At 58.1% G+C, this 25,217-nt stretch carries 25 protein-coding genes; 10 read left to right on the top strand and 15 right to left on the bottom strand.

Annotated features, from left to right (window positions below):
• Positions 1–169: 169 nt before the first annotated feature.
• From J1W56_RS25420 to J1W56_RS25375, 10 genes are all read right to left on the bottom strand, one after another.
• Positions 170–940 (bottom strand): amino acid ABC transporter ATP-binding protein, encoded by a 771-nt coding sequence (locus J1W56_RS25420; protein ID WP_223616076.1) that lies wholly within the window; start codon positions 938–940, stop codon positions 170–172.
• The gene (locus tag J1W56_RS25415; protein ID WP_223616072.1) at positions 940–1,620 is read right to left on the bottom strand and encodes an amino acid ABC transporter permease; all 681 of its coding nucleotides are present in this window, start codon (positions 1,618–1,620) and stop codon (positions 940–942) included. The genes J1W56_RS25420 and J1W56_RS25415 overlap by 1 nt, the downstream gene beginning before the upstream one ends.
• An 84-nt stretch (positions 1,621–1,704) precedes the next feature.
• Complete coding sequence (locus J1W56_RS25410; RefSeq protein ID WP_223616071.1) at positions 1,705–2,490, bottom strand: amino acid ABC transporter substrate-binding protein; 786 nt, start codon at positions 2,488–2,490, stop codon at positions 1,705–1,707.
• A 185-nt stretch (positions 2,491–2,675) separates the two neighbouring features.
• On the bottom strand, positions 2,676–3,755 hold the full coding sequence (locus J1W56_RS25405; RefSeq protein ID WP_223616070.1) for an ABC transporter ATP-binding protein: 1,080 nt from the start codon (positions 3,753–3,755) through the stop codon (positions 2,676–2,678).
• Between the two features lie 17 nt (positions 3,756–3,772).
• Positions 3,773–4,621, bottom strand: coding sequence for a carbohydrate ABC transporter permease (locus J1W56_RS25400; protein ID WP_223616069.1), 849 nt, complete (start codon positions 4,619–4,621; stop codon positions 3,773–3,775).
• Positions 4,621–5,547 (bottom strand): carbohydrate ABC transporter permease, encoded by a 927-nt coding sequence (locus J1W56_RS25395; protein WP_374042717.1) that lies wholly within the window; start codon positions 5,545–5,547, stop codon positions 4,621–4,623. Before J1W56_RS25395 ends, J1W56_RS25400 begins: the two co-directional genes overlap by 1 nt.
• 121 nt (positions 5,548–5,668) lie before the next feature.
• Positions 5,669–6,952 (bottom strand): ABC transporter substrate-binding protein, encoded by a 1,284-nt coding sequence (locus tag J1W56_RS25390; RefSeq protein ID WP_374042714.1) that lies wholly within the window; start codon positions 6,950–6,952, stop codon positions 5,669–5,671.
• Positions 6,953–6,977: 25 nt separating this feature from the next.
• On the bottom strand, positions 6,978–8,165 hold the full coding sequence (locus J1W56_RS25385) for a PLP-dependent transferase (RefSeq protein WP_223616067.1): 1,188 nt from the start codon (positions 8,163–8,165) through the stop codon (positions 6,978–6,980).
• Entirely contained in the window at positions 8,162–8,896 is a 735-nt protein-coding gene (locus tag J1W56_RS25380; protein WP_374042715.1) for a FadR/GntR family transcriptional regulator, read from the bottom strand. The genes J1W56_RS25385 and J1W56_RS25380 overlap by 4 nt, the downstream gene beginning before the upstream one ends.
• Positions 8,897–9,066: 170 nt before the next feature.
• The gene (locus tag J1W56_RS25375; RefSeq protein ID WP_223616066.1) at positions 9,067–10,863 is read right to left on the bottom strand and encodes an acetolactate synthase 3 large subunit; all 1,797 of its coding nucleotides are present in this window, start codon (positions 10,861–10,863) and stop codon (positions 9,067–9,069) included.
• A gap of 448 nt (positions 10,864–11,311) precedes the next feature.
• On the opposite strand from J1W56_RS25375, the gene J1W56_RS25370 reads away from it, so the two are divergent.
• From J1W56_RS25370 to J1W56_RS25340, 7 genes are read left to right on the top strand one after another with little or no spacing between them, the layout of a single operon-like run.
• Positions 11,312–12,076 (top strand): GntR family transcriptional regulator, encoded by a 765-nt coding sequence (locus tag J1W56_RS25370; protein ID WP_223616065.1) that lies wholly within the window; start codon positions 11,312–11,314, stop codon positions 12,074–12,076.
• 42 nt (positions 12,077–12,118) lie between these two features.
• Positions 12,119–12,955, top strand: coding sequence for a 5-dehydro-4-deoxy-D-glucuronate isomerase (gene kduI, locus J1W56_RS25365; protein ID WP_223616064.1), 837 nt, complete (start codon positions 12,119–12,121; stop codon positions 12,953–12,955).
• A gap of 5 nt (positions 12,956–12,960) precedes the next feature.
• The gene (kduD, locus tag J1W56_RS25360) at positions 12,961–13,716 is read left to right on the top strand and encodes a 2-dehydro-3-deoxy-D-gluconate 5-dehydrogenase KduD (RefSeq protein WP_223616063.1); all 756 of its coding nucleotides are present in this window, start codon (positions 12,961–12,963) and stop codon (positions 13,714–13,716) included.
• Between the two features lie 15 nt (positions 13,717–13,731).
• Positions 13,732–14,415 (top strand): amino acid ABC transporter permease, encoded by a 684-nt coding sequence (locus J1W56_RS25355; protein ID WP_223616062.1) that lies wholly within the window; start codon positions 13,732–13,734, stop codon positions 14,413–14,415.
• 10 nt (positions 14,416–14,425) lie between these two features.
• Entirely contained in the window at positions 14,426–15,079 is a 654-nt protein-coding gene (locus J1W56_RS25350; RefSeq protein ID WP_223616061.1) for an amino acid ABC transporter permease, read from the top strand.
• Complete coding sequence (locus tag J1W56_RS25345; protein WP_223616060.1) at positions 15,063–15,791, top strand: amino acid ABC transporter ATP-binding protein; 729 nt, start codon at positions 15,063–15,065, stop codon at positions 15,789–15,791. Before J1W56_RS25350 ends, J1W56_RS25345 begins: the two co-directional genes overlap by 17 nt.
• A gap of 50 nt (positions 15,792–15,841) precedes the next feature.
• Complete coding sequence (locus tag J1W56_RS25340) at positions 15,842–16,627, top strand: transporter substrate-binding domain-containing protein (RefSeq protein ID WP_223616059.1); 786 nt, start codon at positions 15,842–15,844, stop codon at positions 16,625–16,627.
• Between the two features lie 59 nt (positions 16,628–16,686).
• Here the strand turns inward: J1W56_RS25340 and repC are convergent, their stop codons facing one another.
• From repC to repA, 3 genes are all read right to left on the bottom strand, one after another.
• Positions 16,687–18,009, bottom strand: a complete 1,323-nt coding sequence (gene repC / locus J1W56_RS25335; protein ID WP_223616058.1) for a plasmid replication protein RepC — start codon at positions 18,007–18,009, stop codon at positions 16,687–16,689.
• Positions 18,010–18,216: 207 nt separating this feature from the next.
• Positions 18,217–19,284 (bottom strand): plasmid partitioning protein RepB, encoded by a 1,068-nt coding sequence (repB, locus tag J1W56_RS25330; protein WP_223616057.1) that lies wholly within the window; start codon positions 19,282–19,284, stop codon positions 18,217–18,219.
• A gap of 9 nt (positions 19,285–19,293) precedes the next feature.
• Positions 19,294–20,577, bottom strand: a complete 1,284-nt coding sequence (repA, locus tag J1W56_RS25325) for a plasmid partitioning protein RepA (RefSeq protein ID WP_404928898.1) — start codon at positions 20,575–20,577, stop codon at positions 19,294–19,296.
• A gap of 393 nt (positions 20,578–20,970) precedes the next feature.
• On the opposite strand from repA, the gene J1W56_RS25320 reads away from it, so the two are divergent.
• From J1W56_RS25320 to J1W56_RS25310, 3 genes are all read left to right on the top strand, one after another.
• The gene (locus J1W56_RS25320) at positions 20,971–21,510 is read left to right on the top strand and encodes a hypothetical protein (RefSeq protein ID WP_223616056.1); all 540 of its coding nucleotides are present in this window, start codon (positions 20,971–20,973) and stop codon (positions 21,508–21,510) included.
• Positions 21,511–21,636: 126 nt separating this feature from the next.
• Complete coding sequence (locus tag J1W56_RS25315; RefSeq protein ID WP_223616055.1) at positions 21,637–21,813, top strand: hypothetical protein; 177 nt, start codon at positions 21,637–21,639, stop codon at positions 21,811–21,813.
• A 147-nt stretch (positions 21,814–21,960) separates the two neighbouring features.
• Entirely contained in the window at positions 21,961–22,377 is a 417-nt protein-coding gene (locus tag J1W56_RS25310) for a hypothetical protein (protein ID WP_223616054.1), read from the top strand.
• A gap of 190 nt (positions 22,378–22,567) precedes the next feature.
• Here the strand turns inward: J1W56_RS25310 and J1W56_RS25305 are convergent, their stop codons facing one another.
• Together J1W56_RS25305 and J1W56_RS25300 are read right to left on the bottom strand one after the other, a co-directional pair.
• Positions 22,568–23,491: a DUF2950 domain-containing protein gene (locus J1W56_RS25305; protein WP_223616053.1), complete on the bottom strand. Its 924-nt coding sequence runs from the start codon at positions 23,489–23,491 to the stop codon at positions 22,568–22,570.
• Between the two features lie 42 nt (positions 23,492–23,533).
• A complete protein-coding gene (locus tag J1W56_RS25300) occupies positions 23,534–24,841 on the bottom strand; it encodes a DUF3300 domain-containing protein (protein WP_223616052.1) in 1,308 nt (435 codons plus the stop codon).
• Between the last annotated feature and the right edge of the window lie 376 nt (positions 24,842–25,217).

The raw sequence follows: 25,217 nt of genomic DNA, 5'->3' as shown, positions 1-25,217 counted from the left end.
TATTCACTGTCGCCGGGCAGAGCTGCGATATCGAGGTCTCCGCCCTGCCCGTCGATGAGCCTCGGCATCTGTCAGGATGACATTTTAACTTTGCACAACAAGCGACATTTCAACCTTGCTGCCACATGATGGCGATCTTGGGTACATTCCATTTCAAACGGCTTTGCCCTCAGATACCCTCGCCATGCATATGGCCCTCATGGGTCAGCGTCGCGATAAAGCGCTTGGTGCGTTCCTGCTTCGGCTGGGTGAAGATGTCGTGCGACGTGCCGGTCTCCACGATCACGCCGCCATCGAGCACGATGGCCTGATTGGCAATGCGCGAGGCCAAGCGCAGATCATGCGTTGCCATGACCATGGTCGTTCCCTCACGAGCGAGCTGGGCAAGCACGTCGACGACTTCACCCGAGAGTTCAGGATCGAGCGCCGATGTCGGCTCGTCGCAGAGCAGGATTTTCGGCGATGGCGCCAACGCGCGCGCAATCGCGACGCGCTGCTGTTGCCCGCCGGAGAGGGTTGACGGCCATACCTCTGCCTTGTGCGCAAGGCCAACCTTGTCGAGCAGCGCCATGGCCCGCTCCCGCGCCTTCTCCTTCGGCCATTTCAGAACGGTCGTCAGCCCCTCCGTCACGTTCTCGATCACGGTGCGATGCGGAAACAGCTGAAAGTTCTGGAACACCATGCCCGAATGCCGGCGCACCAGCTGGATGGACTTGGTGGTCACCTTGACACCAGGCTGGAAATCCAGCCGGTCACCGTCAATCTCCACGGAACCGGAAGTTGGAATTTCCAGAAGATTCATGCAGCGGAGCAGCGTGCTCTTGCCACCGCCGGAGGGTCCGACAAGCGCCATGACCGAGCCCTCGGCAATGCTCAGAGACACATTCTTCAGGACCGTCAGATCGCCGAAACGCTTCTCGATATGCTTCAGTTCAATCATCATGACCGTGCCTCCAGAAATCCGCCATAACGATTGAGACGCTGTTCGAGCCGCGCCTGCAGGGAAGAAAGGACAGAACTCAGGATCAGATAGATGATCGCCGCCTCCACATAGAGGATCAGCGGTTCATAGGTGGTGGCAACGATGCGCTGCGCCGCCTGAAACATTTCAGGCACCGTAATGGCGGCGGCCAGCGATGTGTCCTTGACAAGGGAAATGAACGTGTTCGACAGCGGTGGCACTGCCACGCGCGCCGCCTGCGGCAGGATGGTGCGGCGCATGGCCTGCGACCAGGTCATCCCGATGGAATAAGCTGCCTCCCACTGCCCGCGCGGTACGGATGAAATCACGGCACGCAGGATTTCCGACGTATAGGCGCCGATATTGAGGGTGAAGCCGATCAGGGCCGCGGTAAAAGCGTCGAGCACGATGCCGGCACTGGGGAGCCCGTAGAAAATCAGGAACAGTTGCACCAGCAGCGGCGTGCCGCGGATGATCCAGACGTAGAACTTGACGACAGCCACGAAGGGCCAGGCCGCAAACAGCCGGACGAGTGCCGCGATCAGACCGACAGTCAGCCCGAGCACGAAAGACAAGAGCGTCAACGGAATGGTGAAAATCAGCCCGGCCCACAGGAGCGGCCCGAGAGATTCAAGCATCAGTGTCAGCCAATGGGACAAGGCTGCATCTCCCTCAAAAGAAAAGGCAGGGAGTGTGATCCCCCTGCCCTGTTAGAGCGTACTTTTTTCCGGGCGTAAACAGCCTTACTTCGAAACGTCCTGGCCGAAATACTTGTCGGCGATCTGCTTGTATGTCCCGTCGGCCTTGATGGTTGCAAGCGCCTTGTTGATCGCGGCAAGCAGGTCCGGTTCACCCTTGCGGATGATGATGCCGGAGAAATCGGCATTGTCCTGAGTTGCTGCGATTTTCACATTGGCGTCCGGCTTGTGCTTCTTGAAATCGAGGAAGGACAGGCTGTCATTGACCGTCGCATCGGCACGGCCGCTGAGCAGGAGCTGGATCGACTGGTCAAAGCCATCGGTGCCGACAAGCTCCGCGCCATTGCTCTGGGCAATCTTGCCGAAATTGCTCGACAGCGACTGCGCGGATTTCTTGCCCTTCAGATCGGCAAAAGACTTGATGTCCGTGTTGTCACCCTTGGTGATCAGCACGGCCTTGGAGGCGATGTAGGGCTCGGAAAAATCATACTTCGCCTTGCGCGCTTCGGTGATACCGACCTGGTTGATGACCGTGTCATAGCGCTTGGCATCGAGCCCCGCGATCAGGCCGTCCCACTTGCCTTCGAGAAACTCGGCTTTCACGCCAAGGTTCTTGGCAATGGCTTCGCCGATTTCCACATCGAAGCCAACCAGCTTGCCCGCGGTGTCGTGATAGGTGAACGGCGCATAGGTGCCTTCCGTGCCGATCTTGAGCACGCCGGCCGTCTTGATCTGTTCAAGGTTGGATTGCGCCTGCGCCTGGGTTTGCATCGGCACAATTGCCAAAGCCTGCAGAGCGCCAACGACGAGTAGGGATTTGAGCCAGTTCATTTTTTGTTTCCATCCTGAGTTTCCAAGCCTTTCGGCGGATGATTGGAAAATGTCACTTTGTCCTAAGCATGCACAGGCACTATTCGCTGTCACCAAACGCGAATTTGTGAATTTAATACCACAAATGCCCAATACAAGGAAAAATAATTCCTCGCCTGAAAGACCGGCAGGGCCATGTTTCCGCGTCAGGCTGCCGGATCGATCCTTTGCCCGGTTGCCGGGTTGAAAACGTGCACGTCGCTGGCCCGGATTCCGATGCGCATGGTGTCCCCCGGCTTGCGGTCCGTCCGGCCCATTGCATAGATGCAGACCTGCACATCAGCCAGGGTCGTGTAGAACTGGGTCGACAGCCCCAAAGGTTCAATGACCTGGATCTTGACTTCCAACGCGTCCGAACTGCCGACTTCGATGTTTTCCGGGCGGATACCGAGGGTTATCCGCTCGCCGTCCTCGATGGGCAGTTTTGCATTGAGGGCAATTGTCTGGCCGTCACCGAGCTGCGCCTCAACCGTGGCACCGCTGCGGTTGACCACTGCCGGCAGGAAGTTCATGCCGGGCGATCCGATGAAGCCTGCGACAAAGAGGTTGGCTGGATGGTCGTACAGTTCGAGTGGTGTGCCGACCTGCTGGATCACCCCGTCATGCATCACCACGATGCGGTCGGCCATGGTCATGGCTTCCACCTGATCATGGGTGACATAGACGGATGTTGTCTTCAGCTGCTGATGCAGCGCCTTGATTTCCGTGCGCATGTGCACGCGCAATTTTGCGTCAAGATTGGACAATGGCTCATCGAAGAGAAACACCTGGGGATCGCGCACAATCGCACGGCCCATGGCCACGCGCTGGCGCTGGCCGCCGGAGAGCTGGCGCGGCAGGCGCTGCAGGAAGAGGTCGAGACCGAGCCGCTTGGCAGCCGCGCCGACACGGTCGAAAACCAGATCCTTGGCGGTTTTGCGCAACAGCAGGCTGAAACCCATGTTGGATGCCACATCCATATGCGGATAAAGCGCGTAGGACTGGAACACCATGGCGATATCGCGATCCTTCGGTGCGACGTCATTGACGACACGCTCGCCGATACGGATTTCCCCGGCGGAGATTTCCTCCAGCCCGGCGATCATGCGCAGCAGGGTCGACTTGCCGCATCCGGACGGGCCGACGAGCACCACGAACTCGCCATCGGCAATGGAAAGGTCCACCGCTGACAACACATTCATCGCGCCATAGTTTTTCTGAACATTGGTAATGGTGACGGAAGCCATGAGCTTATCTCTTTCGATTATCCCTTGACGGCACCGGCGGTCAGGCCGGTCACGAGGTAGCGTTGCAAGAAGCCGAAGAACAGGCAGGCCGGTATGAGCGCCAGCACCGAGGCCGCCATCATCTGCCCCCAGTCGACGGCAAACTTGCCGATGAAGGTCAAAAGGCCGACGGCAAAGGTTTTCTGGCTGTCGCTGCTGATCAGCATGAGGGCGAAGAGCAGTTCGCTCCATGCAGCGGTGAAAACGAAGCCGAGCGTTGCGCCCATGCCCGGCAGGGTGAGCGGAATGATGACCCGGCGCAGCGCCTGGCTGCGGCTGCAGCCATCGATCATCGCAGCCTCCTCCAGGTCCTTGGGAATGCCATCAAAGAACGACTGCATCAGGAAGGTGGCGAAGGCGATGTTGAACGCCGTGTAGATGATGATCAGCCCGGTCAGGCTATTGGTCAGCCCGAGCTCACCCATGATGCGATAGATCGGCGGAATGACCATCACCAGCGGGAAAGTCTGCGTGAGCAGCAGCGTCACGGCCACGGTGGTTTTGCCGCGGAATGAGAAGCGCGACATGGCATAGCCTGCGGCAGAGGCAATGACGGTGACGAGCACGGCTGTTATGACAGAGACAATCACGCTGTTGAGGAAATAACGCGGGAAGTCGGTCGCGCGCAGAACGGTCTTGTAATTCTCCCAGGTCGCCGACGACGGCCACAGCGTGATGCCTTCGGAATACAGGAGCGATTGCGGGGTGACGGAAATCTTCAGCGTCCAGAACAGCGGAAACAGCGCGAAAATGACGTAGGCGGCAACGGCGCCATAAAGGCCGATGCTTCCTAAAATTCGGGCTTTGCGGGAACGACCGGCAATCATCAGGAATACCTCACAAGCGAGCGGCGGATGCGGATGAGCACAACCGCATAGAGGATGAGAAGCGCCAGAAGCAGCACGGCGACAGCCGAAGCATAGCCTTTGTCCAGGGTCTTGAAGGCGCTGACATAGATGTAGGTTGCAACCGTATTGGTCGAACCGGCCGGGCCACCCTCGGTCATGACGTAGATGAGATCGGCGAAAGTGGCGATCCAGATCGTCCGCAGCATGACGGTGATGGCGATGGTCGGCGCCAGGAACGGCAGCGTTACCCTGGTGAAACGCTGCCACGGGTTTGCGCCATCGATCGCCGCCGCTTCATGCAGCTCCGATGGAATGGATTTCAACGCCGCCAGCAGGGTAATGGCGAAAAACGGCACGCCGAACCAGACATTGGCGATGATCGGGCCCCACATGGCGGTGGCGGGATCGGAAAGAATATTCGTGGGCTCGGACTTGAGGCCGAGCGCAAAAAGCCAATGCGGCAACGGGCCGACAATAGGATTGAACAGCCAGGCCCAGGTCAACCCGGAGAGGAAAGACGGCACTGCCCATGGCAGGAAGACAATCGCCTGCACGACCTTCTTGCCGAAAAACGGCCGGTCGAGCAGCAGAGCCAGCCCCAGTCCGAGAAAGAACTGGAGGAACAGGCTGGCAACCGTCCACCACAACGTGTTCATCAGGGCCTGTCCGAGAACCGGGTCGGACAGCAAAGCCTTGTACTGGGCCAGCCCGACATAGTCCGACTTGAACGCCGAGAACTTGCGGAAGGAATAGCTGACGCCGAAGATCAGCGGAACCACCAGAACGACAAGCAGCAGGACAAGCGCCGGACTGAGATAAAACCACGGCTCGAAAGCAGCGCTGAAGCGGCGCTTGCTGCTTGCCCTTCTCTCCTGTTGCGGCGTCAATGCCGCGGTGGATTGCATTGCCATGTTTCTGGCCCCTCTTTTGCAAACAGTTCCCCGTCCCTCGCCACCGGATTCCCGGATTGGCGAAAGTCATGAGAAAAATGCCCCGGCGTCGTTGGCGCCAGGGCATCCGGTCGAGTTATTTCTTGTTCTTGGCCATCCAGGCCTGCTGCTGCTCGGTCAGGAATGCAGACCAGTCATCCGCAACCTGCTTGGCTGTCTTCTGGCCAAGCAGCACTTCCTGGAAATTCTTCACCGATACGGAATCGTAGAAGTTGCCGAGATTTTCCAGATGCGTCGGCGGTGTCACGAACTCGAACGTCTTCGGATCGCTCAGCTCCTGGAACCAGCCCTTGAAGCTTTCCGAGCCGAAATAGGGATCCTTGTCCGCACCGTTGTGGATCGGCAAGACGCCGACATTCTTGGCGAATTCCAGATTGTCTTCCGGTGCCAGCAGCGTGCCCATCAGCTTCCAGGCGTCATCCTTGACTTTGGAGTTGGCAAACATGGCCCATCCGGCATAACCGAGTGTCGGATAGGACTTGCCGCTCGGTCCGGTCGGCATCGGTGCCACGCCGAAATCTTCCTTCTTCATCTTCTCGGCAATACCGATCAGGGCATCCGGGTCCTGGTCGAGCATGGCGCATGTGCCGGAGTAGAAGCCGGTGACAATTTCATTGAAACCCCAGCTGACACTGTCCTTCGGCGCATAGCCCTTCTTGTAGATCTCGGCGAGCATTTCGAGACCCTTGACCGAGCCCGGCTCGTTCAACGTCGCCGTGCCATCGGCATTGAAGTACGCGCCCTTGCCATTGGCAATGTTCATGAACATCTGGACACCATTGAAGCCGCCGGGACCGCCGCGCAGGCAGTAGCCATACTTGCCCTTGATCGCGGAAATCTTCTTGTTGGCTTCCATGAACTCATCGAGCGTCTTTGGCGCTTCCTTGAGCCCGGCTTCGGCAAACAGCTTCTTGTTCCAGAACATGGCGCGGACATAATAGCCGTAGGGGATCATGTACTGCTTGTGGTCGACCACGGAACCGAACTGCTTCGCACGCTCGCCGAGCGAGCCGCCGTCCTTCCATTTCGCAACATAGGCTCCAAGATCCTCAAGCTGGCCATTGTTGGCATAGAGTCCGAGCCAGCGTTCCGGCATTTCGACGATATCAGGCGTATCGCCCGCCTGAACCATCGTCAGGAATTTTTCGAAAGCCTGTCCCCAGGGCAGCGAGACCAGTTCCACCTTGACTCCCGGATTGGCCTTCTCGAAGCCCGCGATCTGCTTTTTCAGCAGTTCCGTGCGCGGCGGACTGGTGATCACTTCGACCATCTTGATGGTCGTATCAGCAAAGGCTGACGATACGGTCATGGCCAATGCCGCCATGGCACCGGCGAGAAATGTTCCCATTCTTTTTTGCATTTTATGCTCCCACTTGGTTTTCTGATTAGCGTTTTGCTTTGTCCAGGGCATTCACAAGGTCGGCCCAGAGCTCCTCTACATTTTCAAGTCCCACATGCAGACGGATGGTTCGCGGGCTGACACCGAAGCGCCCGATGGAATTGGCGTCCGGCGTCTGCTGCAACGAGGCCATCGCCGGAACGACAAGACTCTCGTGACCGCCCCAGCTGACGCCGATGCGAAACAGCTTCAACGCATCGACAAACGCCGGCACGTCGACATCCTCGGTCACCTCGAAGGAAAACAGCCCGGTGTATCCCGTAAGCGTTGCCTTACCAGGATGGTTGGAATAGGCCGGGTGAATGACGCGCTCGACGTCGTCCCGCCCTTTCAGCCGTTCAGCGATGGTCAGACCGCTCTTCATGTGGTGCGGCAGGCGCAATGTCAGCGTGCGCAACCCGCGCAGCAACAGCCATGCCTCGAAGGGCGAAAGCTTTGCGCCGAGATAGGAATAGGTGCGGCCGTTGATGCGGTCGATCATTTCACGCGATCCGGCCACCACGCCAGCCACGGTATCGCTGTGCCCGCCGAGATATTTCGAGGCGGAATGCAGAACAAGATCAATGCCATGGCTGATCGGCTTCTGGAACAGCGGCGTCGCATAGGAATTGTCGATGGTGGTGACGACACCATGCTGCTTGGCCAGTTGCGCGTAATGGGCAATATCCTGCAGCTCGAACATCATGGAGCTCGGGCTTTCCAGATAGAGCAGCCGGGCGCCGGGAAGTGCTGCGGCAACTGCATCCGGATCGGAACCGTCGACATAATCGACCTTGATGCCGAGATGCGGCAACAGGCGCTCGAACAGGCGGTAGGCGTCGCCATAACAGTTGCGCACGGCGACGATCCGGTCCCCTGCCCCGACAAAGGCCAGCACGGTGGCGCTGATCGCGCCCATGCCGCTGGAGAATGCCCGGGCGGCCTCCGCGCCTTCCAGCGCCGCAATCTTGCTTTCAAATTCCATGACTGTCGGATTGTCGCCGCGTGAATAGATCGGCTGGCGTTTGCGGCCGGCAAAGGTATCGGCCATATCCGCATAGTTTTCGAATGTGAACAGCGATGTCTGATAGATGGGCGGAACGACAGACCCGCCGGGAAATGGCTCGTCATGGGCAAGCAGTGTCGCCGCCTGGGCCATGAGGTCCTGATCATAGAAAAAGGGATTGTCGTTCATGTCTTGCTCTGTTTCCTGAGATTTGCAGCGCCGCGTCGAAGGTCATCTTCAACCGTGGCGATCAGTTTCAATGCCTCGGCGCGCGCGCCCACGGGATCACGGGCCGCGATGCAGTTGAAAAGGGTACGGTGATAGGGAAAGCTGGCATGACCAAAGTCGCGCACGCCAAGCGGATGCTCCCAGAACCGGTGAAACATTTCATACATCGCGGCAATGATCTGTTCGAACAGCGGATTGCCCGATGTCTGGAAGATCGCCAGATGGAAATCCCAGTCTTCCTCCGAAGACATACCGGCGCGGGCATGAAAGGCTTCTTCCATGACGACCAGTTTTTTCTCGATAAAGGCGATGTCGTCATCGCTTGCCCGCTCGGCGCACAGAACGGCCGCTTCCGCCTCGAGCCCGCGGCGAATTTCCAGCGTATGCATCAGGCTGTTGAAATCATTGCCGGACGGCAGTGTCAGCGGCATGTGCAGCATGTTGCGGGTCACGGCCGAGCGCAGATAGGTTCCGCTGCCCTGCCGCCGCTCGACAAGTCCGAGTTCCTGCCAGCGTGTCAGCGCTTCACGCACGGTCGTCCGGCTGACTTTCAGATATTCCGCCAGCAGCCGCTCCGTCGGCAGGCGGTCTCCTGGCTTCAACCCTTCGCTGGCAACGAAATCCACCAATGCATTCAGCACCGCGTCGTCGCGGGATGATGTCTGCACCGGTGAAAGAATCGGGTTGATCACGAAATGCCCTGTTTAATTGGTTGGACCATTGTGCCAATTCAGCATGGAAGCGCGCCCTTGTCAAATGGCGCTTCGATTTTTTTTGAACGCTATGGCCGCAAGGCGGCAACGGGAAAAGACGCAACGCCCGCGGCGCTGCGTCTTCGCTTCCGGAACGATAACCGAAGCGGCTACACCAAGCCCTGGCTGGCTGGATCGACCGGCCCGCGGAAGGACGCGCCGGTGATCTCATCCGGCAACAGCATGTCATTGTGCGCGCGGCCGGGCCGGATCATCGGGAAACAGTTTTCCAGTCTGGCGACCCGGCAATCAAGCAGCACCGGCCGTTTGACATCGATCATTTCCTGGATCGCATCATCCAGCGCATCGGGTCTGTCGCAGCGCAGGCCGACGGCGCCAAACGCTTCGGCCACCTTCACGAAATCGGGCAGGGCTGCCGAATAGGAGTGCGCGAGACGGTTGCCGTGCAAGATCTCCTGCGATTGCCGGACCAGCCCCATATGCTCGTTGTTCAAAATGAATACCTTGACCGGTGCGTCGTACTGGATCGCTGTCGACAGCTCCTTCATGGTCATCTGGATCGATGCGTCCCCGGCAATATCGATCACGAGACTTTCGGGGTGAGCGATCTGCACCCCGATTGCGGCCGGCAGGCCATAGCCCATCGTGCCAAGCCCGCCCGATGTCATCCAGCGGTTGGGGCTCTCCACGCCGTAGAACTGCGCCGCCCACATCTGATGCTGCCCCACTTCCGTGGTGATGTAGGTATCGCGATCCCTGGTCAACGCATGAAGACGCTCGAGCGCGTATTGCGGCATGATGGCTGCGTGGTCCATCGCATAGGAGAAGGATTCGCGGGCCCGCCACCGATTGATCGTCTGCCACCAGTCCCGCAGCCGCCGCTGATCCGGCTGAACCGGCAGAGCCCGCCAGAGACGCAGCATCTCGCTGAGAACACGGCCGACATCGCCCCGAATGGCAATGTCGGCCGCGACGATCTTGTTGAGGGACGCAGGATCGATATCGATGTGGATTTTCTTCGATTTCGGCGAAAATCCGTCGATACGCGCTGTTACCCGGTCATCAAAACGCGCACCGATGCACAGCATGACATCACAATCGTGCATGGCCATATTGGCCTCATAGGAGCCGTGCAGGCCCGGCATCTTCAGCCAGTTCGGCCCCGATGCCGGATATGCGCCAAGCCCCATCAGCGTCGAGGTGACGGGAAAGCCGGTCAGCTCGGCAAACGCACGCAGCGAGACTGATGCCGCCGGTCCGGATCCGATCACGCCGCCGCCCGTATAAATGACGGGCTTGCGGGCTTTCGCCAGAAGCGCAATTGCTGCCTGTATCTGTGCATCATCACCCGCTGTCGTCGGACGATAGCTCTCCCTCTCCTCAACCGCAGATCGGGCGGTGTAATAACCGCTGGCAAGCAGGATATCCTTCGGCATATCCACCAGCACCGGCCCGGGACGCCCCGATCGCGCGATGCGGAAGGCCTCGTGGATAGTGGCGGCCAGATCGTTGACGTCGGTGACCAGCCAGTTGTGCTTCGTGCATGGCCGCGTGATGCCGACGGTGTCGCATTCCTGGAACGCATCGGAGCCGATCAGCGTGGTCGCCACCTGTCCGGACAGGCACACGATGGGAATGGAATCCATCAGGGCATCCTGCAGAGGCGTGACGGAATTGGTCACGCCCGGCCCCGATGTGACCAGCATGACGCCAACCCTGCCCGTCGAACGGGCATAGCCTTCCGCGGCATGCCCGGCGCCCTGCTCATGGCGCACCAGTATGTGCCTGATCGCGCTTTGCTGGAAGATCTCGTCATAGATGGGCAGCACCGCTGCCCCCGGATAGCCGAAAATGTGTTCGACCGCGTTGTCACGCAGTGCCTCGAGAACGATCTCTGCCCCGGTCATGGGCGCACGCGCGGATTCATCGGTGTATTTGCCTGTCATGGCAGTTCCTTGTTGCAATGGTTGGAAAGGGCGGGTTCGACGGGGCTGCCGGTGAAATTCGGGCGTAAAAAAAGGCCCCGTCAGGAGCCTGTTTGCCGCGCATGGGTGCTTAACGCCGGATGGTCAAACCATCCTGCCCATGCGCGATCGCACCACCACGAGAACCATTGCAATTTTCATAACCAATTTCACTAACCGGTAATGGAAGGGCCGTCAACGCCTCTGCCGGGCACATGGAGCCTGGGCACATGCGGCTTGGGCGCACGCCACCGCTGCGGGCCTGCCCTGTGCACAACCAGTTTTCCACGTCTTGTCAAAACTGAAATATTAGAATATTTATATTTCAATTGAGATTTTGGCTTGCGAAACGCCAGGGGAAATCCGTCAATACGAATGGGATAATTGCCAGAAGCGACGGGCGACAACCGCAGGACAAAGGACGGGCAGCATGCTTACGGACGACAGAAAAACCAATGATACCGATAGAAAGCGCGACCGGACGCATCCGCTTTCATCCTCGCAGACCGCCTATGTGCAACAGCGCGCGGCGACACCGCGTGCGGCAACCCATATCTACAAGGAACTGCTCGAGGATATCATTTCCCTCCGCCGCAAACCGATGGAGCCTGTCTCCGAGAAGGACATCGCGGCGCATTTCGGCGTCAGCCGCACGCCCGTCCATCAGGCTGTCCTGCGGCTCGCCGATGACGGCCTGATCGATATTTTTCCGCAATCGGGAACATTCGTGGCGCGCATTCCGCGCCGCGCCCTCTACGAAGCCATTCTCATCCGCAAATCGCTGGAAGAAACCACCGTACGGCTTGCCGCCGAACAGGCCGACGCCGCCGATATCAAGCGTCTTGAGGCCAGCATCACCGAACTAGCCCTGGCTGAAGCCGTCCCAGACAACGAGCTTTTCCATCAGGCAGATACGAGTTTTCATTTGCAGATCAATGCCATAGCTGGGTTTCCTGGCATCTGGAATGTCATCCAGCAGGTGAAGATGCAGATCGACCGCTACCGGCGTCTGACCCTGCCGCAACGCGGCCGCCTGACCCGCGTCATTGTCGAGCACGAAGCCATTCTCGACGGTATCCGCCGGCACGACACCGCGCATGCCGTCGAAGCCATGGGCTTTCATCTCGGGCAAATGCTCAACGAGGTGAAGGAGATGCGCAATATCAATCCCAGTTACTTCATCGACGACGAATGATGCGCGGACGGGCGCAATACAGAAAACACACAAAGGTAAGACATGAAAATCGAAGTCAGACAGGTTTCCCATCCCGACGCCGTGCGTGCCTACGGCACGGACGATTTGCGCCGCCACTTTCTGATTGAAAGCATTTTTGAAACCGATGAAATCGTACTGACCTACAGTCATGTCGACCGTCTTGTCATTGGCGGTGCCCTGCCCGCCAGCAAACCGCTGACATTGACGGCACCGACGCCGATCGGCCAGGAATTCTTCCTTGCCCAGCGCGAAATGGGTGTCATCAACATTGGCGGCAGCGGCCGTGTGACACTGGATGGCACCGTTCATGTCCTCGACCCGCGGGATTGTCTCTATATCGGCAAAGGCGTGGCGGACGTGGTGTTTGAAAGCGCCGATCCGGCGAACCCGGCAAAATTCTATCTGCTCTCGACGCCGGCCCACGCCGCCCATCCGAGCACGCTCATCAGGCCGGAACGGGCGAAGCATATCCAGTTGGGTGACCAACTGACCTCAAACAAGCGCACGATATTCCAGTACATTCATCCCGAGGTCTGCGACAGCTGCCAGCTGGTGATGGGCCTGACCCAGCTTGATCCCGGCAATATGTGGAACACGATGCCCGCGCACACCCACGACCGGCGCTCCGAAGCCTATCTCTATTTCGATCTCGCCAACGATCAGCGCGTATTCCACATGATGGGTGACCCTTCCGAAACGCGTCATCTCGTCGTTGCCAACGAGCAGGCGATCATCTCGCCCGGCTGGTCCATCCATTCCGGCGTCGGCACCTCCAACTACGCATTCATCTGGGCCATGGGCGGCGACAACAAGAGCTTCACGGATATGGATCATATCCCCATCGGTGCGCTGCGGTGACATCGGTGACACAGCTTTTTGATCTTTCCGGCAAAATTGCCATTGTTACCGGCGCCAATACCGGCATTGGCCAGGGCATCGCGGTCGCGCTTGCCGAGGCGGGTGCATCCATCGCCGCGGTTGGCCGCTCGTCCATGGACGAAACCCGTTCCTTCGTTGAAAAAGCGGGTGCAGGTTTCCATGAAATAAGAGCCGATCTCGGCACCATCGCGCCCGTCGCCTCCATTGTCGAGGAAACACAAAAAGCCTTCGGGCGATTGGATATCCTCGTCAACAACGCCGGCATCATCCGCCGCAATGACGCCGTCGACTTTACGGAAGCCGATTGGGATGCGGTCATGGACACCAATCTCAAATCGGCTTTCTTCCTCGCCCAGGCCGCCGGCCGGCACATGATTGCCGCCGGACAGGGCAAGATCATCAATATTGCATCGCTTCTGTCGTTTCAGGGCGGTATCCGCATCCCCTCCTACACCGCTTCCAAGAGCGGGCTGGCCGGAATCACCAGGCTCCTGGCATGCGAATGGGCCGCGAAGGGCGTTAATGTCAATGCCATCGCCCCCGGCTATTTCGTCACCAACAATACGACAGCGCTCCGGGACGATCAGGACCGCAACGCCCAGATTCTGGCCAGGATCCCGGCTGGCCGCTGGGGCGATCCCTCGGATATTGGCGGTGCGGCGGTGTTTTTGGCTTCCCGCGCCTCCGATTACGTCCATGGAACCGTGCTGCCCGTCGACGGCGGCTGGCTGGCACGATAGAGCGGGAAAAGCGCCATGCATTATCAGTTCGATTTCGAAGCGCTCCTCCCCTACTGGCAAAGCTTTCTTCAGGGCGCGGTCACGACAATCGAGATGACGGTTGTCGCGGTGGCCATCGGGCTCGTCATCGGGGTACTCTGCGCAATCGCGCGGCGCAGCGCCTATCCCTGGTTGCGTCTCGCCGTCGGCATTTACATCGAGATCGTCCGCAACACGCCGTTTATCGTCCAGATATTCTTCATTTTCTTCGGATTGTCGTCGATAGGCCTGACCATGCCGGTGTTTTTCGCCTCGGTTTTCGCCATGGTGATCAATGTCGGAGCCTATACCGCCGAAATCGTGCGGGCAGGCATGGAGGCCGTACACCCCGGCCAGATCGAAGCGGCCGAAGCGCTTGGGCTCTCCCGATTCCAGATTTATCGCGACATCATCCTTATGCCATCAATCGAGCGCGTTTATCCGGCCCTGACCAGCCAGTTCATCCTGATGATGCTGTCAACGTCGATCACATCACAGATATCGGCGGAAGATCTGACGGGTGTCGCCAACAATATCCAGTCCTACACCTTCCGCTCGTTCGAGACCTACATCGTCATCGCCGCGATCTATCTCGTCATCACCTATCTGCTGCGCTTCGGATTTCACGCGATCGCACTCGCGATCTTTCCGCGCCGCCGCAAGCTGGGAACACCCCTGTGAGGACGCTGCCATGACCGACGGTTTCACCATAAATCATCTCGTCTACCTGCTGCACGGGCTCGTCTGGACCGTGGTCCTTTCCGCACTCGCTTTTGCGCTTGGCGGCGTCGCGGGGTTCTTTGTCATGCTCGCGCGCACCTCGACGATGCGGTGGCTGCGACGGCTGTCCCTCGTCTATGTCCAGATCATTCAGGGAACGCCGCTTCTCATCCTGATGTTCGTCATCTATTTCGGCCTCGGCGTCATTGGCATTGAATTGCCGCCGCTGATGGCTGCCGGTGTCGGCATGATGATCTATTCCAGCGCCTATCTTGGTGAGATCTGGCGCGGATGCATCGAATCCGTACCACGCACCCAGTTTGAAGCGGCCGAATGTCTCGCCCTAACCCGGTGGCAGGTGCTTGTGGATGTCATCCTGCCGCAGGCCATGCGCATCGCCACCCCGCCAACGGTGGGTTTCATGGTCCAGCTCGTCAAGAATACCTCGCTTGCCTCCGTTGTCGGCTTTGTCGAGCTGACCCGTGCCGCGCAAGTCATCAACAATTCGCTCTTCCAGCCCTTTCTCATCTTTGGCATCGCCGCCGCCTTCTACTTCTGCGTCTGCTATCCGCTGTCGGTCTGGAGCCGTTCTCTCGAGAGGAAACTCAATGTCGGCCGCCGTTAAACTCCATGAAGTGATCAAGCGTTTCGGCTCCGTCGAAGTTCTGAAAGGCGTATCCTTCGATGTGGCACCGGGAGAAGTGGTGGCGCTCATCGGCCAATCCGGATCGGGCAAGAGCACAGCGCTGCGCTGCATCAACCGGCTTGAATCCATTCAGGGCGGGAGCATCGAAGTCTGCGGCCACCGCGTGGAATCCCCGGAGCTGAATATCCGGACCTTGCGCCAGGACGTGGGCATGGTGTTTCAGAGCTACAATCTGTTTCCGCACATGAACGTTGCGGAAAACATCATGCTCGCGTTGCGCCGCGTCAAGAACATCGGCCGCGCCGAGGCGTTCGAGACGGCAAAATCCGTTCTCGCCAAGGTTGGACTGATCGAGAAAATCGAAGCCTATCCCGAACAACTGTCCGGCGGCCAGCAGCAGCGCGTGGCGATTGCCCGATCGCTCGCCATGCAGCCCAAAGTGATGCTGTTCGACGAGGTGACTTCGGCGCTCGATCCGCAACTGACGGGCGAAGTTCTGCGCGTGATGGAAGATCTGGCCAAGGGTGGAATGACCATGATCGTCGTCACCCATGAAATGGCCTTTGCCCGCAAGGTCGCCAACCGCGTCATTTACATGAATACCGGCCGGGTCTGGGAGACCGGTACCGGTGACATGCTCGTACGGCCGGAAACGCAGGAATTGAAGGAGTTCCTGGCAAACGGCCTGTGACTGCAAATCCGGTCAAAACCGGTGTGACTGAATCAACTGGGAGAGAGAACATGAAAACGATGATGAAAGTGGCAGCCGCCGCCGCGGCACTCATGATAGCCGCAACGGTGGCGCAAGCCGACGTACTTGAAAATATCAAGAAATCCGGAAAGGTGCGCATTGCTGTCGCCATGGGCAGCCCGGAATATTCCTATGTCGACAGCGATCTGAAAGCGACAGGCTCCGATGTCGAGACCGCCCGGCTCATTGCCAAGGACCTCGGCGTCAAACTGGATCTGGTCGAGATTACCAATGCCGCCCGTGTACCGACCGTCCAGACCGGAAAGGCGGATATGGTCGTCTCCGCACTCGGCATTACCGAGGAGCGCAAGAAGGCGATCGACTATTCCGTTCCCTATGCCACGCTGAGCCTGATTGTCGCCGCGCCCAAGAACGTCGAGATCAAGAATTACGCCGATCTCGCCGGCAAGCGCATCGGTGTTACCCGCGCCACGACAAATGACATGGACATCACCCAGAATGCGCCCGGTGCCCAAATCGTACGCTTCGAAGACGATGCGACCCTGATCACCGCAGCCGTATCCGGTCAGGTCGACATCATCTCCAGCCAGTCGGCTGTGCTGGGCGGCCTGAACAAGAAACGCACCAGCAATCCGCTTGAACTCAAATTCACCCAGAAGGAAACCAATCTGGGTATCGCTCTGCCGAAGGGTGAAAAGCCGTTGCAGGATTGGCTCAACACCTGGGTAAAGACCAATTTCGCCAATGGAACGCTGCGGACTGTTTTCAAGGAGTTCCACAACCGCGATTTGCCTGACGATCTCACCTCTCGTTGATCTGAGGCGCAAAAATGCTGGATCAGGGGTGCTCGCGCGCCCCTTTTCGCTGTCCACGCCTATGCCCGCCCCTCCCCATTGAGTGCCTTGATCACCGGAATGACCGAATACTGGCCAATTTCGGCCCTGTCGGTCAGCGCGCGCAGATATCCGCCGGGTGAGCGAATTTCGCCGGCCCGCTCCAATATTGCGGCAATGGTGATGGAAGCGTTGATATCCCCCATGGTTTCACGCGCCCTTTCCCAGGCGTCCGGCGAAATACCGAGCATGGAGCGGACCAGACCGGCGGTCTGCATCAGATCACGCCAATCCCCGATGTCATTGCGGGCATAATCCCGGATTTGCGGGCAGGCTTCCAGGACGGCACCCAACGGCAGCGCCGCGGTCTTCACCGGCCCGGCGGCCAAATCCCCCGGCCAGGCATCACTGTGCTGCGCCCGTTTCAGTTTGGCATCCAGCAACCGCTGGCGCATTTTTGACATTGCCTGGCTGCGCCCGGCTTCTGCCTTATGGTTTTCTTCCGTTTCAGGCGCTGCCGTTCGTTTCTGGCTTTTTTCGGAAGCCCTTTCAAAATGGTGGTCTATATTTGAATTCTGAATATGGTGCTCAGAAGAAGAGTCAGTGCCGCTCATTTCTTCGTTTGAAAGTGTGTCGAGATAGGCTTTTTCGACCTTGCTACGCAGATCCGCAAGCGCATCCCGCCTTGTTTTCATGGTCTCCAATGGCAGATGCCGGCTGACGCGCCCTGAAAGGGCGGCCAGTTCATCCGCATAGGCTTCCCACGCGCCTGGACGTTCCTCGCTCAGTCCGGCGTCAATGGTCTTCGAGACATCGCGCAGATGGATGGTGATTTCGCTGCGGACGCGATGAATGGCGCGCTCCATATCCCGTGCCGCGGCCGCATGTTCCCTGATTTCATCGGCGCGCAGTGCCAGGGGCGACAAGTCGAACCCGAATGCATGCTCGATTTCCCCGCCTTCCCCGCGCCGGGCATAGCGTTTGCCATTGGGGCTGTCGCGCCGGATGATCAATCCCGCTTCGACAAGCGCGGCAAGATGCCGGCGAATGGTCGCGGACGACATGCCACGCGTGCGCATGGATAGCTCCGCATTGGACGGAAACACGACCAGCGGTGCGCTTCCGTCGAGCAAGGTCTCGGGATAGAAGCTCAGAAGGGCTTCCAGCACGGCAATGGTGCGATCCGACAGGAAGAATGCCGCGCGCGCCTGCGTCAATTCCCGCAGCAGCGCCCATTTTTCCGGGTGATTGGCATCGCTACCGGCCAGTTTTTCACGGGCACGGGCTGTCTTTTCCTGCACCGCGAACATGGCATGCGACAGCGATCGCCCGCCAAATGGCGTCGTTGCAAAACGATCAGTCATTTTCTCTACCTCAAATTGAGGCAAGGGAAAGGTGTTGCCGGAACGCGTCCAACGCTTGACAAGTCAGGTAGGAAGTGATTCTCTAAAATTGCTACATTGAAGAGGGCTTCCGGAGCGGTAACGTTCTGGGGGCCTTTTTTCTTGCCGTTGTTCCTTCTCTCTGTTCTTTCCGTTCAACGCTTACACAAAACCAGAATAACGCCTGTCTCAGGCTTTTTGCTCGCTCCTGTAGCGCTGCAAAAGCCCATTTAACTCGCCAGCCACAAACTCCACGAACCCCTCGGGAACCGTGTCGGCAAAATTGATCGACCGCTCCTTTTTGCTGTTCAGAAGCTGGGCGATGAAATCACCATTGCCGTCGCGTATATGCCTTGCAGCTGCAGGATCGGCTTTGGCTGCCGCAGCTGGCCTGTTGAGCTCCAGCAGCCGCTCGAACACCGCTTCAAAGCGGCCGTCACTGCCCTGCAGCTTGAAATGGTCCTGCTGCACAATCTCCTGCGCTGCCGTTCGGCCATCCGGCTTCTTCAACAGATCAGCCAGTTTGACCCAGCGCGGCCGGCCGATTTTGGGTGCAGGGCCAATGGCCTGCAAAATCGGCTTCGGAATGGCATCCACGACCTGGAGGTAGCGGGTCATCTCGGCTTTGTGCAAAGCCAGGGCATCCTGCACCACCGACCGGCTGAAACCGCGGTCTATCAGGTTGCGGGCAAAGAAAGCCCGTTCGATAAAGGAGAGATCGCGCCGTTCGGCATTCTCCTTGCCCTGCGCCACCACAAGCTGGGCATCGCTCAGCTCACGGACAATCGCCTGCACCGGCAGCTTGAGTTCCGCCGCCGCCCGCAGGCGGCGATGGCCGTAGGCGGTCTGGTAGTACCCCCTCCGCTCCGGATGCGGCCGAACGAGAATGGGAACCTGCTGGCCATTCAGCTTGATGCTCTCGACCAGTTCCCTGAACGTCTCGTCAAGGCCGAAATCGTGGCTCAACCGGTCTTCGACAAAAGAATACTCAATAAGCTGGGGATCAATCTCGATGACCCGTTCCGCTCCCTCGAGACTTTCTCTAATCTTGCGGGCATCCTCCAGCTCACGCGAGATACCGCCGAGCGAAAGGCCCATAGCCTTGATGGCACCGGACGCCGTGCGCTGCTTCGGTTGCTCAGAAGGAGGAGTGTTGTCCATCGGAGCCGTATTGAGCGGCGTCGGCTCCGGCTGGGGAGCCGTATCCACCGTTCCGAAAAGAGCTTTGAGTTGATCCCTGCGGTTCTTGTCAGTCATTTGCTTGCCTCACACAGGCCGGTTCCAGGCCTTGAAAATCAGGCCCTGGATTTCAGCATTGACGGAGGACAGCGATTCGATGGCCCGGTCATAGGTTGCCCGGGTGAAACTGTCGCGTGAAACTTCATAAAGCGTCTGCTTGGTCAGGCCGGCGTCGGAAAACGCCGTCGATTTCACCACGGCCGATGTCAGCACGCGATCGCCGAAGAGCGAGCGCAGGAAACCGGCAATCTGCTGCTGCGGCGCGTCATTGGGCTCAAAGCGGGTAATGAGATAGCGCATGAAATCGAAATTGAGTTCGCCGCCCGCCTCGCGCACCACGGCCAGAAGATCCGCCGTCATGAACAGGAACTGGCTCATGGATGCCACATCGAGCATCTGCGGATGCACCGTGACGAGAACCGACGTGGCGGCGCAAAGCGCCGACAGCGTCAAAAAGCCGAGCTGCGGCGGGCAATCGATGACGACCACGTCGTAATCATCCGAGATCGTATCCAGCGCCGCCTGTACCCGGGCAAAGAACAGCTGCTGTTCGATGCTCTGCTGCGCACCATGCTGGCGGTCGGCGAGCATTTGCGGTGTGGTGTGCTCAAATTCCTGCAGCTCGAGATTGCCGGGAATAAGATCGAGCCCGTCAAAATAGGTCTTGCGGATGATGTCGCGCATCAGGCGCCGTTCACCGTCATAGCGAATGGCCCCGTAGAGCGTATCATTGCCGGTCAGATCGAGTTCCGGTTGGTAGCCGAACAGCGCCGACATCGATGCCTGAGGGTCAAGATCGACTGCAAGGACGCGAAACCCGGCCATGGCGAGGTGCTGGGCCAGGTGCGCGCTCGTCGTGGTCTTGCCGGAACCGCCCTTGAAATTGGTGACCGCAATCACCTGCATATGTTCGTTGGCCGAGGGATCGCGATGCGGCAGATAGGTTCGGGCCTTCGGGCCGCCGGCGTCAGCGAGATGATGGCGCAGCGCATTGATCTCGGCGAGCGAGTAAAGCCGGCGTCCATTGGCACCGGTTTCCGGCTGGGGCCCCTCGCCGGCAATGGAAAGCTGGCGCAGATAGCCGTCGGAAACACCGATGAGCTTTGCCGCCTCGCCGCTGGTGAATTTGCGCAGGGCCTTCTGGGCCGTAGGCGGAAACAGTCGGTTGCGCATCGCCTGCAACTGCGCCGACAGCATTTCTGCGTCGGCAGCGATGGCCCGGTCTGCGGTCAAGGCAGCGGATGGCTGTGGCACAGCCGCCAATTGCGCGCCATCCGGTTGAGTTGTCTGTACCGCATTCATCATAGTCACGTATCGTTCCTGTGCGCCTGTTCAATAGAATCGCATCAGCGCAGGATGAGGATGCGCCGATTCGACAGAAATACCAAAAAGGGTAACGCTCGCTGGTGATTTAACGCTGCAAAACAGCACTAACATTCAGATTTACGTGTAACGCTTATATCGCAGGATACCCCTTAAAACCGTAAGTAAACTGCTGAAAGAACCGAGTCGCGTCAAGCACTTTATAGTTAACGCAAATTAACCATTAAGGCAGCATCCGGTTTGGAAGCACGGATCACTTGATTTACCGTATCGTGCTTCCCTTTCGGCCCTGGTTGCGCACTATCTGAAATGAGGCAACTGCGATGTCGGGAGCCGACAAATGCCAATCCGGCGGTAACCGGTTTCGATCAGGAGGCCACCATGCCAATCAGCGCCAGTTTGATTATCACCCGACTGAAGAGCGACTTGCTGCAATTCGCCGTTCTTGCTGTTTATCTCTACGTTTGCCTGAGTGCCATCATCCTCTACAAGATCACAATCGTAGGCAGTTCCGGTGATGGGTTCTGGCCGTTCGGGCTCCCTGCCCTCAAGGCCTTGCTGTTGGCCAAGTTCATCCTGCTGGGGCATGCCGTCCATCTGGGCGATCGTTACAGCGATCGCCGGATCATCAATGTCATTGCCTCCAAGGCCCTGCTCTATCTGGCGCTGCTGATCGTGCTCTCGATTCTCGAGGAGGTTGTCGTGGGGCTCATCCATGGAAGGACAATAGCCGCATCGCTTTCCGACCTTCTTGGCAAGGCACCCCAGATATTCGCCACCAGCTTCATCATGCTGCTTGTCCTGATCCCCTATCTCGCATCACGAGAGATCAGTTCGGCATTCGAGGGCGGCCTCTGGCGCAAATTGCTCGAGAAGCGCAGCGGATTGCAATCTCGAAACGCGAGCCATGGCAACACGTGATGAGCGGCTTGGCATTGTACGAACTGCCCGTAAGCACATTATTTTCGTTCGCCGCAACGTCGCTGATACATTGCCGTCTCACCAACCTTCCTCGACGGCGTCTCACCCACGCTCGGCCAAACCTTGGTGCTCACAACCATTTACCTCTTGGTCGCAACGGCAATTCATTGCGCCATCGTGATACTCGCCAGCGCGCTGGGCGCGATCCTGAACGAGCCATCCCGCGAGCGTTTCATCCGCCGCTTCCTGGCAATTGTCCTTGCCGTTGTCGCCGTCTGGTTCGCATGGACGACGCGAAGATGACATTGATCCGATGATCGCTTGAGGGTGACTTATCGCCATCGGCCATCAGCACATTTACCGTATCGAATCTGTATATTCGAGCGGGCCGTGTTTTCGTTGGATTGCCGTTGTCCTAGTCTTCAGACGAAATGAACATGGAGAACTTCGATGTCAGGCAAAACCGGTAAAATCCTTCTCTTGAGCGGACTGATAGGCCTTGGTTTAACATCCGGCGTAATCGCGGCTTCGATGAAGGAATTGCAAGGTGCGTGGACCATGAACGGCACCGACTGCGCTGATACATTCAAGAAAGTCGGCAAAAAGATTGAGTTCAAGGACCGCGGCGCCTCAACAACAACCGGCTTGCTGATCGTCGGAAGCAAGGTATCCGGGCCGATGGCGATATGCACCACCCAAAGCGTGCGCAAACAAAAAGACCGTTTGTCCGCTCGGCTTTCATGCACCGATTCAATGATCCAGAGCGATGTCACGGCTACTTTTAAAATCGTCGGCCCCGAAGAATTTCAGCGCTTCGACCCGTTTGGCGACAACATGTATGTCACCTATCACAAGTGCAGCATGTAAGGAGCTTAAAAGCCGACATTTCCGGATTCCACCGTTCCTGTCAGGTCTTTGATTCTCAGGCGAACGGTTTGTCATCGGGAGGCAATATACAATCAGAGCCCGGGTGGAACCATGCTCGCTCCACCCGGCTCTGATTGTGTGTTGCCTCCCGACAGTTAATATCTGCCCTGGATATCCCGCGGACCCACAATCAGTCCTCAACAGGCTCCCATGTTTTGTCAGGATTGAACGAGGTTATTGTTTTGACTATCTTCGCGGTGTCCGGACCAAGGTCCTTTTGATAAACGGTACCGTGGTGACTGACGACAAAGGTCATGATCCCGGTCTCGCCATAGACCGCCGGTGAAGCGATCATGGCATGTCCCGCAATCATGTGGCCGTTGATAACGAAACTGTACTTCCCGCCGGCAATGTTGCTGCCTTGCGACGTGAGGATTCGGAATCGATAACCGAAATAACCGTGGTCCGAGCCAGCACTGGCTTCGATTTTGGCGGCATCCCCCAGATTGCCGGCAGGGCTCTCTTCGCCTCCAGCCGATTTCCAATAGAGCCCGTTTTGCTTGCCTTCGTCGCTTATAATTTTCTGGGCGAACTCGAGCACGCCATCACCCTCGTGGTCCACTTGTGCATAGGCCGCCTGCGCGAGGATTTCGTTGCGGCATATGTCGATTGCCTCGAGCTCGTTTTCGCCGATACGACGCGCCAGGACCTCCTCAAGGCCCGCAAGCGTATCAAACTGCCAGCCGCTATCGTGCTTCACCAAGGGAAACGGGAATGGCCAGGCGAGATTTCCCAGGACCACTTCCTTGCCGCCGTCCTCGCGGTCTTCCATTGCGGTTTGTTCCTTGGATGCCTGCTGAAGTTCAGTCAGGCGCGCGTCGAAATCGTCCGATTTCTTTGCCTCTTCCGGGTTAAGACCCAATAATTTTGCCAGCGCGCCGACATCCTTTGTCTCAAGATCCTTCTTGAGGGCATCCACCGCTTCGCCGGCGTCCTTGAAGGTCAAGGCTTCAGCGCCGACAAAGCGTTGCAATGACGGTTCGGCTGCGAACGATGGTACAGCCATCGAGATGAGCGTTGATGCAAAAAGTGCTTTCAGAACGTGTCTGGACATTTTTCAAAATCCTTCAAAGGAAACTGCGATGGTTCATCATGGTCAACGGCGATGGAAACGACCGCCGCCGCCAAATCCATGCCTCACGCCTCCACCACCCGCGCCAATCCTGTCGCCGCCGCCGAAGTTACGGCTGAAATTGCCACGCTGGGAGAATTGCCTGACTTCATGGCCCGGAGCATAATTGCCGAATGCACTTGGCTGTCTTGGGCGATGGTCGGCGCGAGCCGCAATTGTTTGCCTGGGCCGGGTGTTGCCGGCAATATTGCCTTTGGCCGGGTTGGGACGGGCGATATTGCTGTTGGCAGGCCGCGTGGCCGCCCGGTTCGCACGGTCATTTGCAACGTTTCCGCCAACCCGTTCCTTCAGGCCGCTCTGCACGTCGCGACGAACGTCCGCACTGCCAATTCTTGAGCCGGCGCCGGCGAAACCCGCCGTATTTCCGATGCGGTCGCCGCCCTTCAGATCGAGGCGGTTTCCGTTGTTCTGACGGATATTATTGGTGATGGAATTTCGGTCGAAATTGAATTTGCCACTGTCAAAGTTGAGGTTGCTGATATTGTTCTTGTCAAAGTGGAAATCATTGCGGTTGAAATTGTTGACATTCACATTGACGTCATTCCCTCCCCACGAATGCCAGTTGTTCCAGTCCACGGCAGCGCCAAAGGCAACACCGGTAACGAAACCTGCCCAGTAAGGCGCATATGGATAGTAATAGGACGGATACGGGCTGCCGTAGACGATTGGCGCCGCTGCGACGTAAGTCGGGCTCGTCAGGATAATCGGATCGTACTCCGGAACGTAGGTCACCTCCTTTTTGACAGGACGGATGACAACGTTGCTCTTCTGCTTTTCCACGATGATCTTGTCATTGGACTTGATCACCCCTTGGGAAACCGCCTTGTCCCTCAGCTGCTGTACGGCAACGAGGACATCCTTCTGCTGGTCTACCACGGCAGTCCCGAGTTGCTGGGTCCAGTTCAGGTCGTCATTCATCATTTTGACAACGGTCGGGTAATTGAGCAGCGAGATGATGCTGCCATCCCAAGACTTATCCGGCTTTTGATCTGGCTTGGACTTGGCTTCTTCGAGGAAACGCTCGGCCTGCACGATTTGCAGCGGATTGAGCGCAGCGGACAGCACCAGAGCCACCAGGTCATCCGGATAAAGCGCAATGCGTGCGACAAGCGTTTGCAGTTCGGTGTTCGAAAGCAGCTTGGGTGCTTCAGCGACCGCGGCGGCAGGCGGGGCCGCAGCCGTTTGTGCCTGAGACCATACGGGCGTGATGCCGCCACAGAACAGCAAAATCGCCGAAGCTGCGATGGCCATCGCCTTTGGATGTAGTGACATACTTGCTTCTCCTCAATGAATTGTGTTCGGAGTCCAGGCGTTGATATCGATCGGCGACGGCAACCTCGCGACACGAATCGGCACACCTGTGCAATGATGGTGCTACAGTGCGGTTCCGTGTGATTGACCGTTGCATTGTGCGCAGCGCTCCCATTGGTTATTGGGGAGCATTAGCGTTCAACGGCTCTGTTGCCGTAAGTACGTAACTGTTAATTTTTGCCGAATTTCAGTTTCCGATGTAGGGCTGAGTGTTGATTTGCACTGAGAGCTGACCCGGGATTTGCGCCGAGAAGTGACCCGCCTTTAGGTATCGCTCGTGTTGGTGGTGGTCAAGTTCCTAGGCTTCTCCTTCGTTGTTTTGGGTTCATGAGCCGAG

The sequence above is a fragment of the Phyllobacterium calauticae genome, from assembly GCF_019991125.1.
Lineage (GTDB): Bacteria > Pseudomonadota > Alphaproteobacteria > Rhizobiales > Rhizobiaceae > Phyllobacterium > Phyllobacterium calauticae.
Note: the sequence above shows the minus strand (reverse complement) of the source record. Positions and strands in the feature narration are given on the sequence as shown.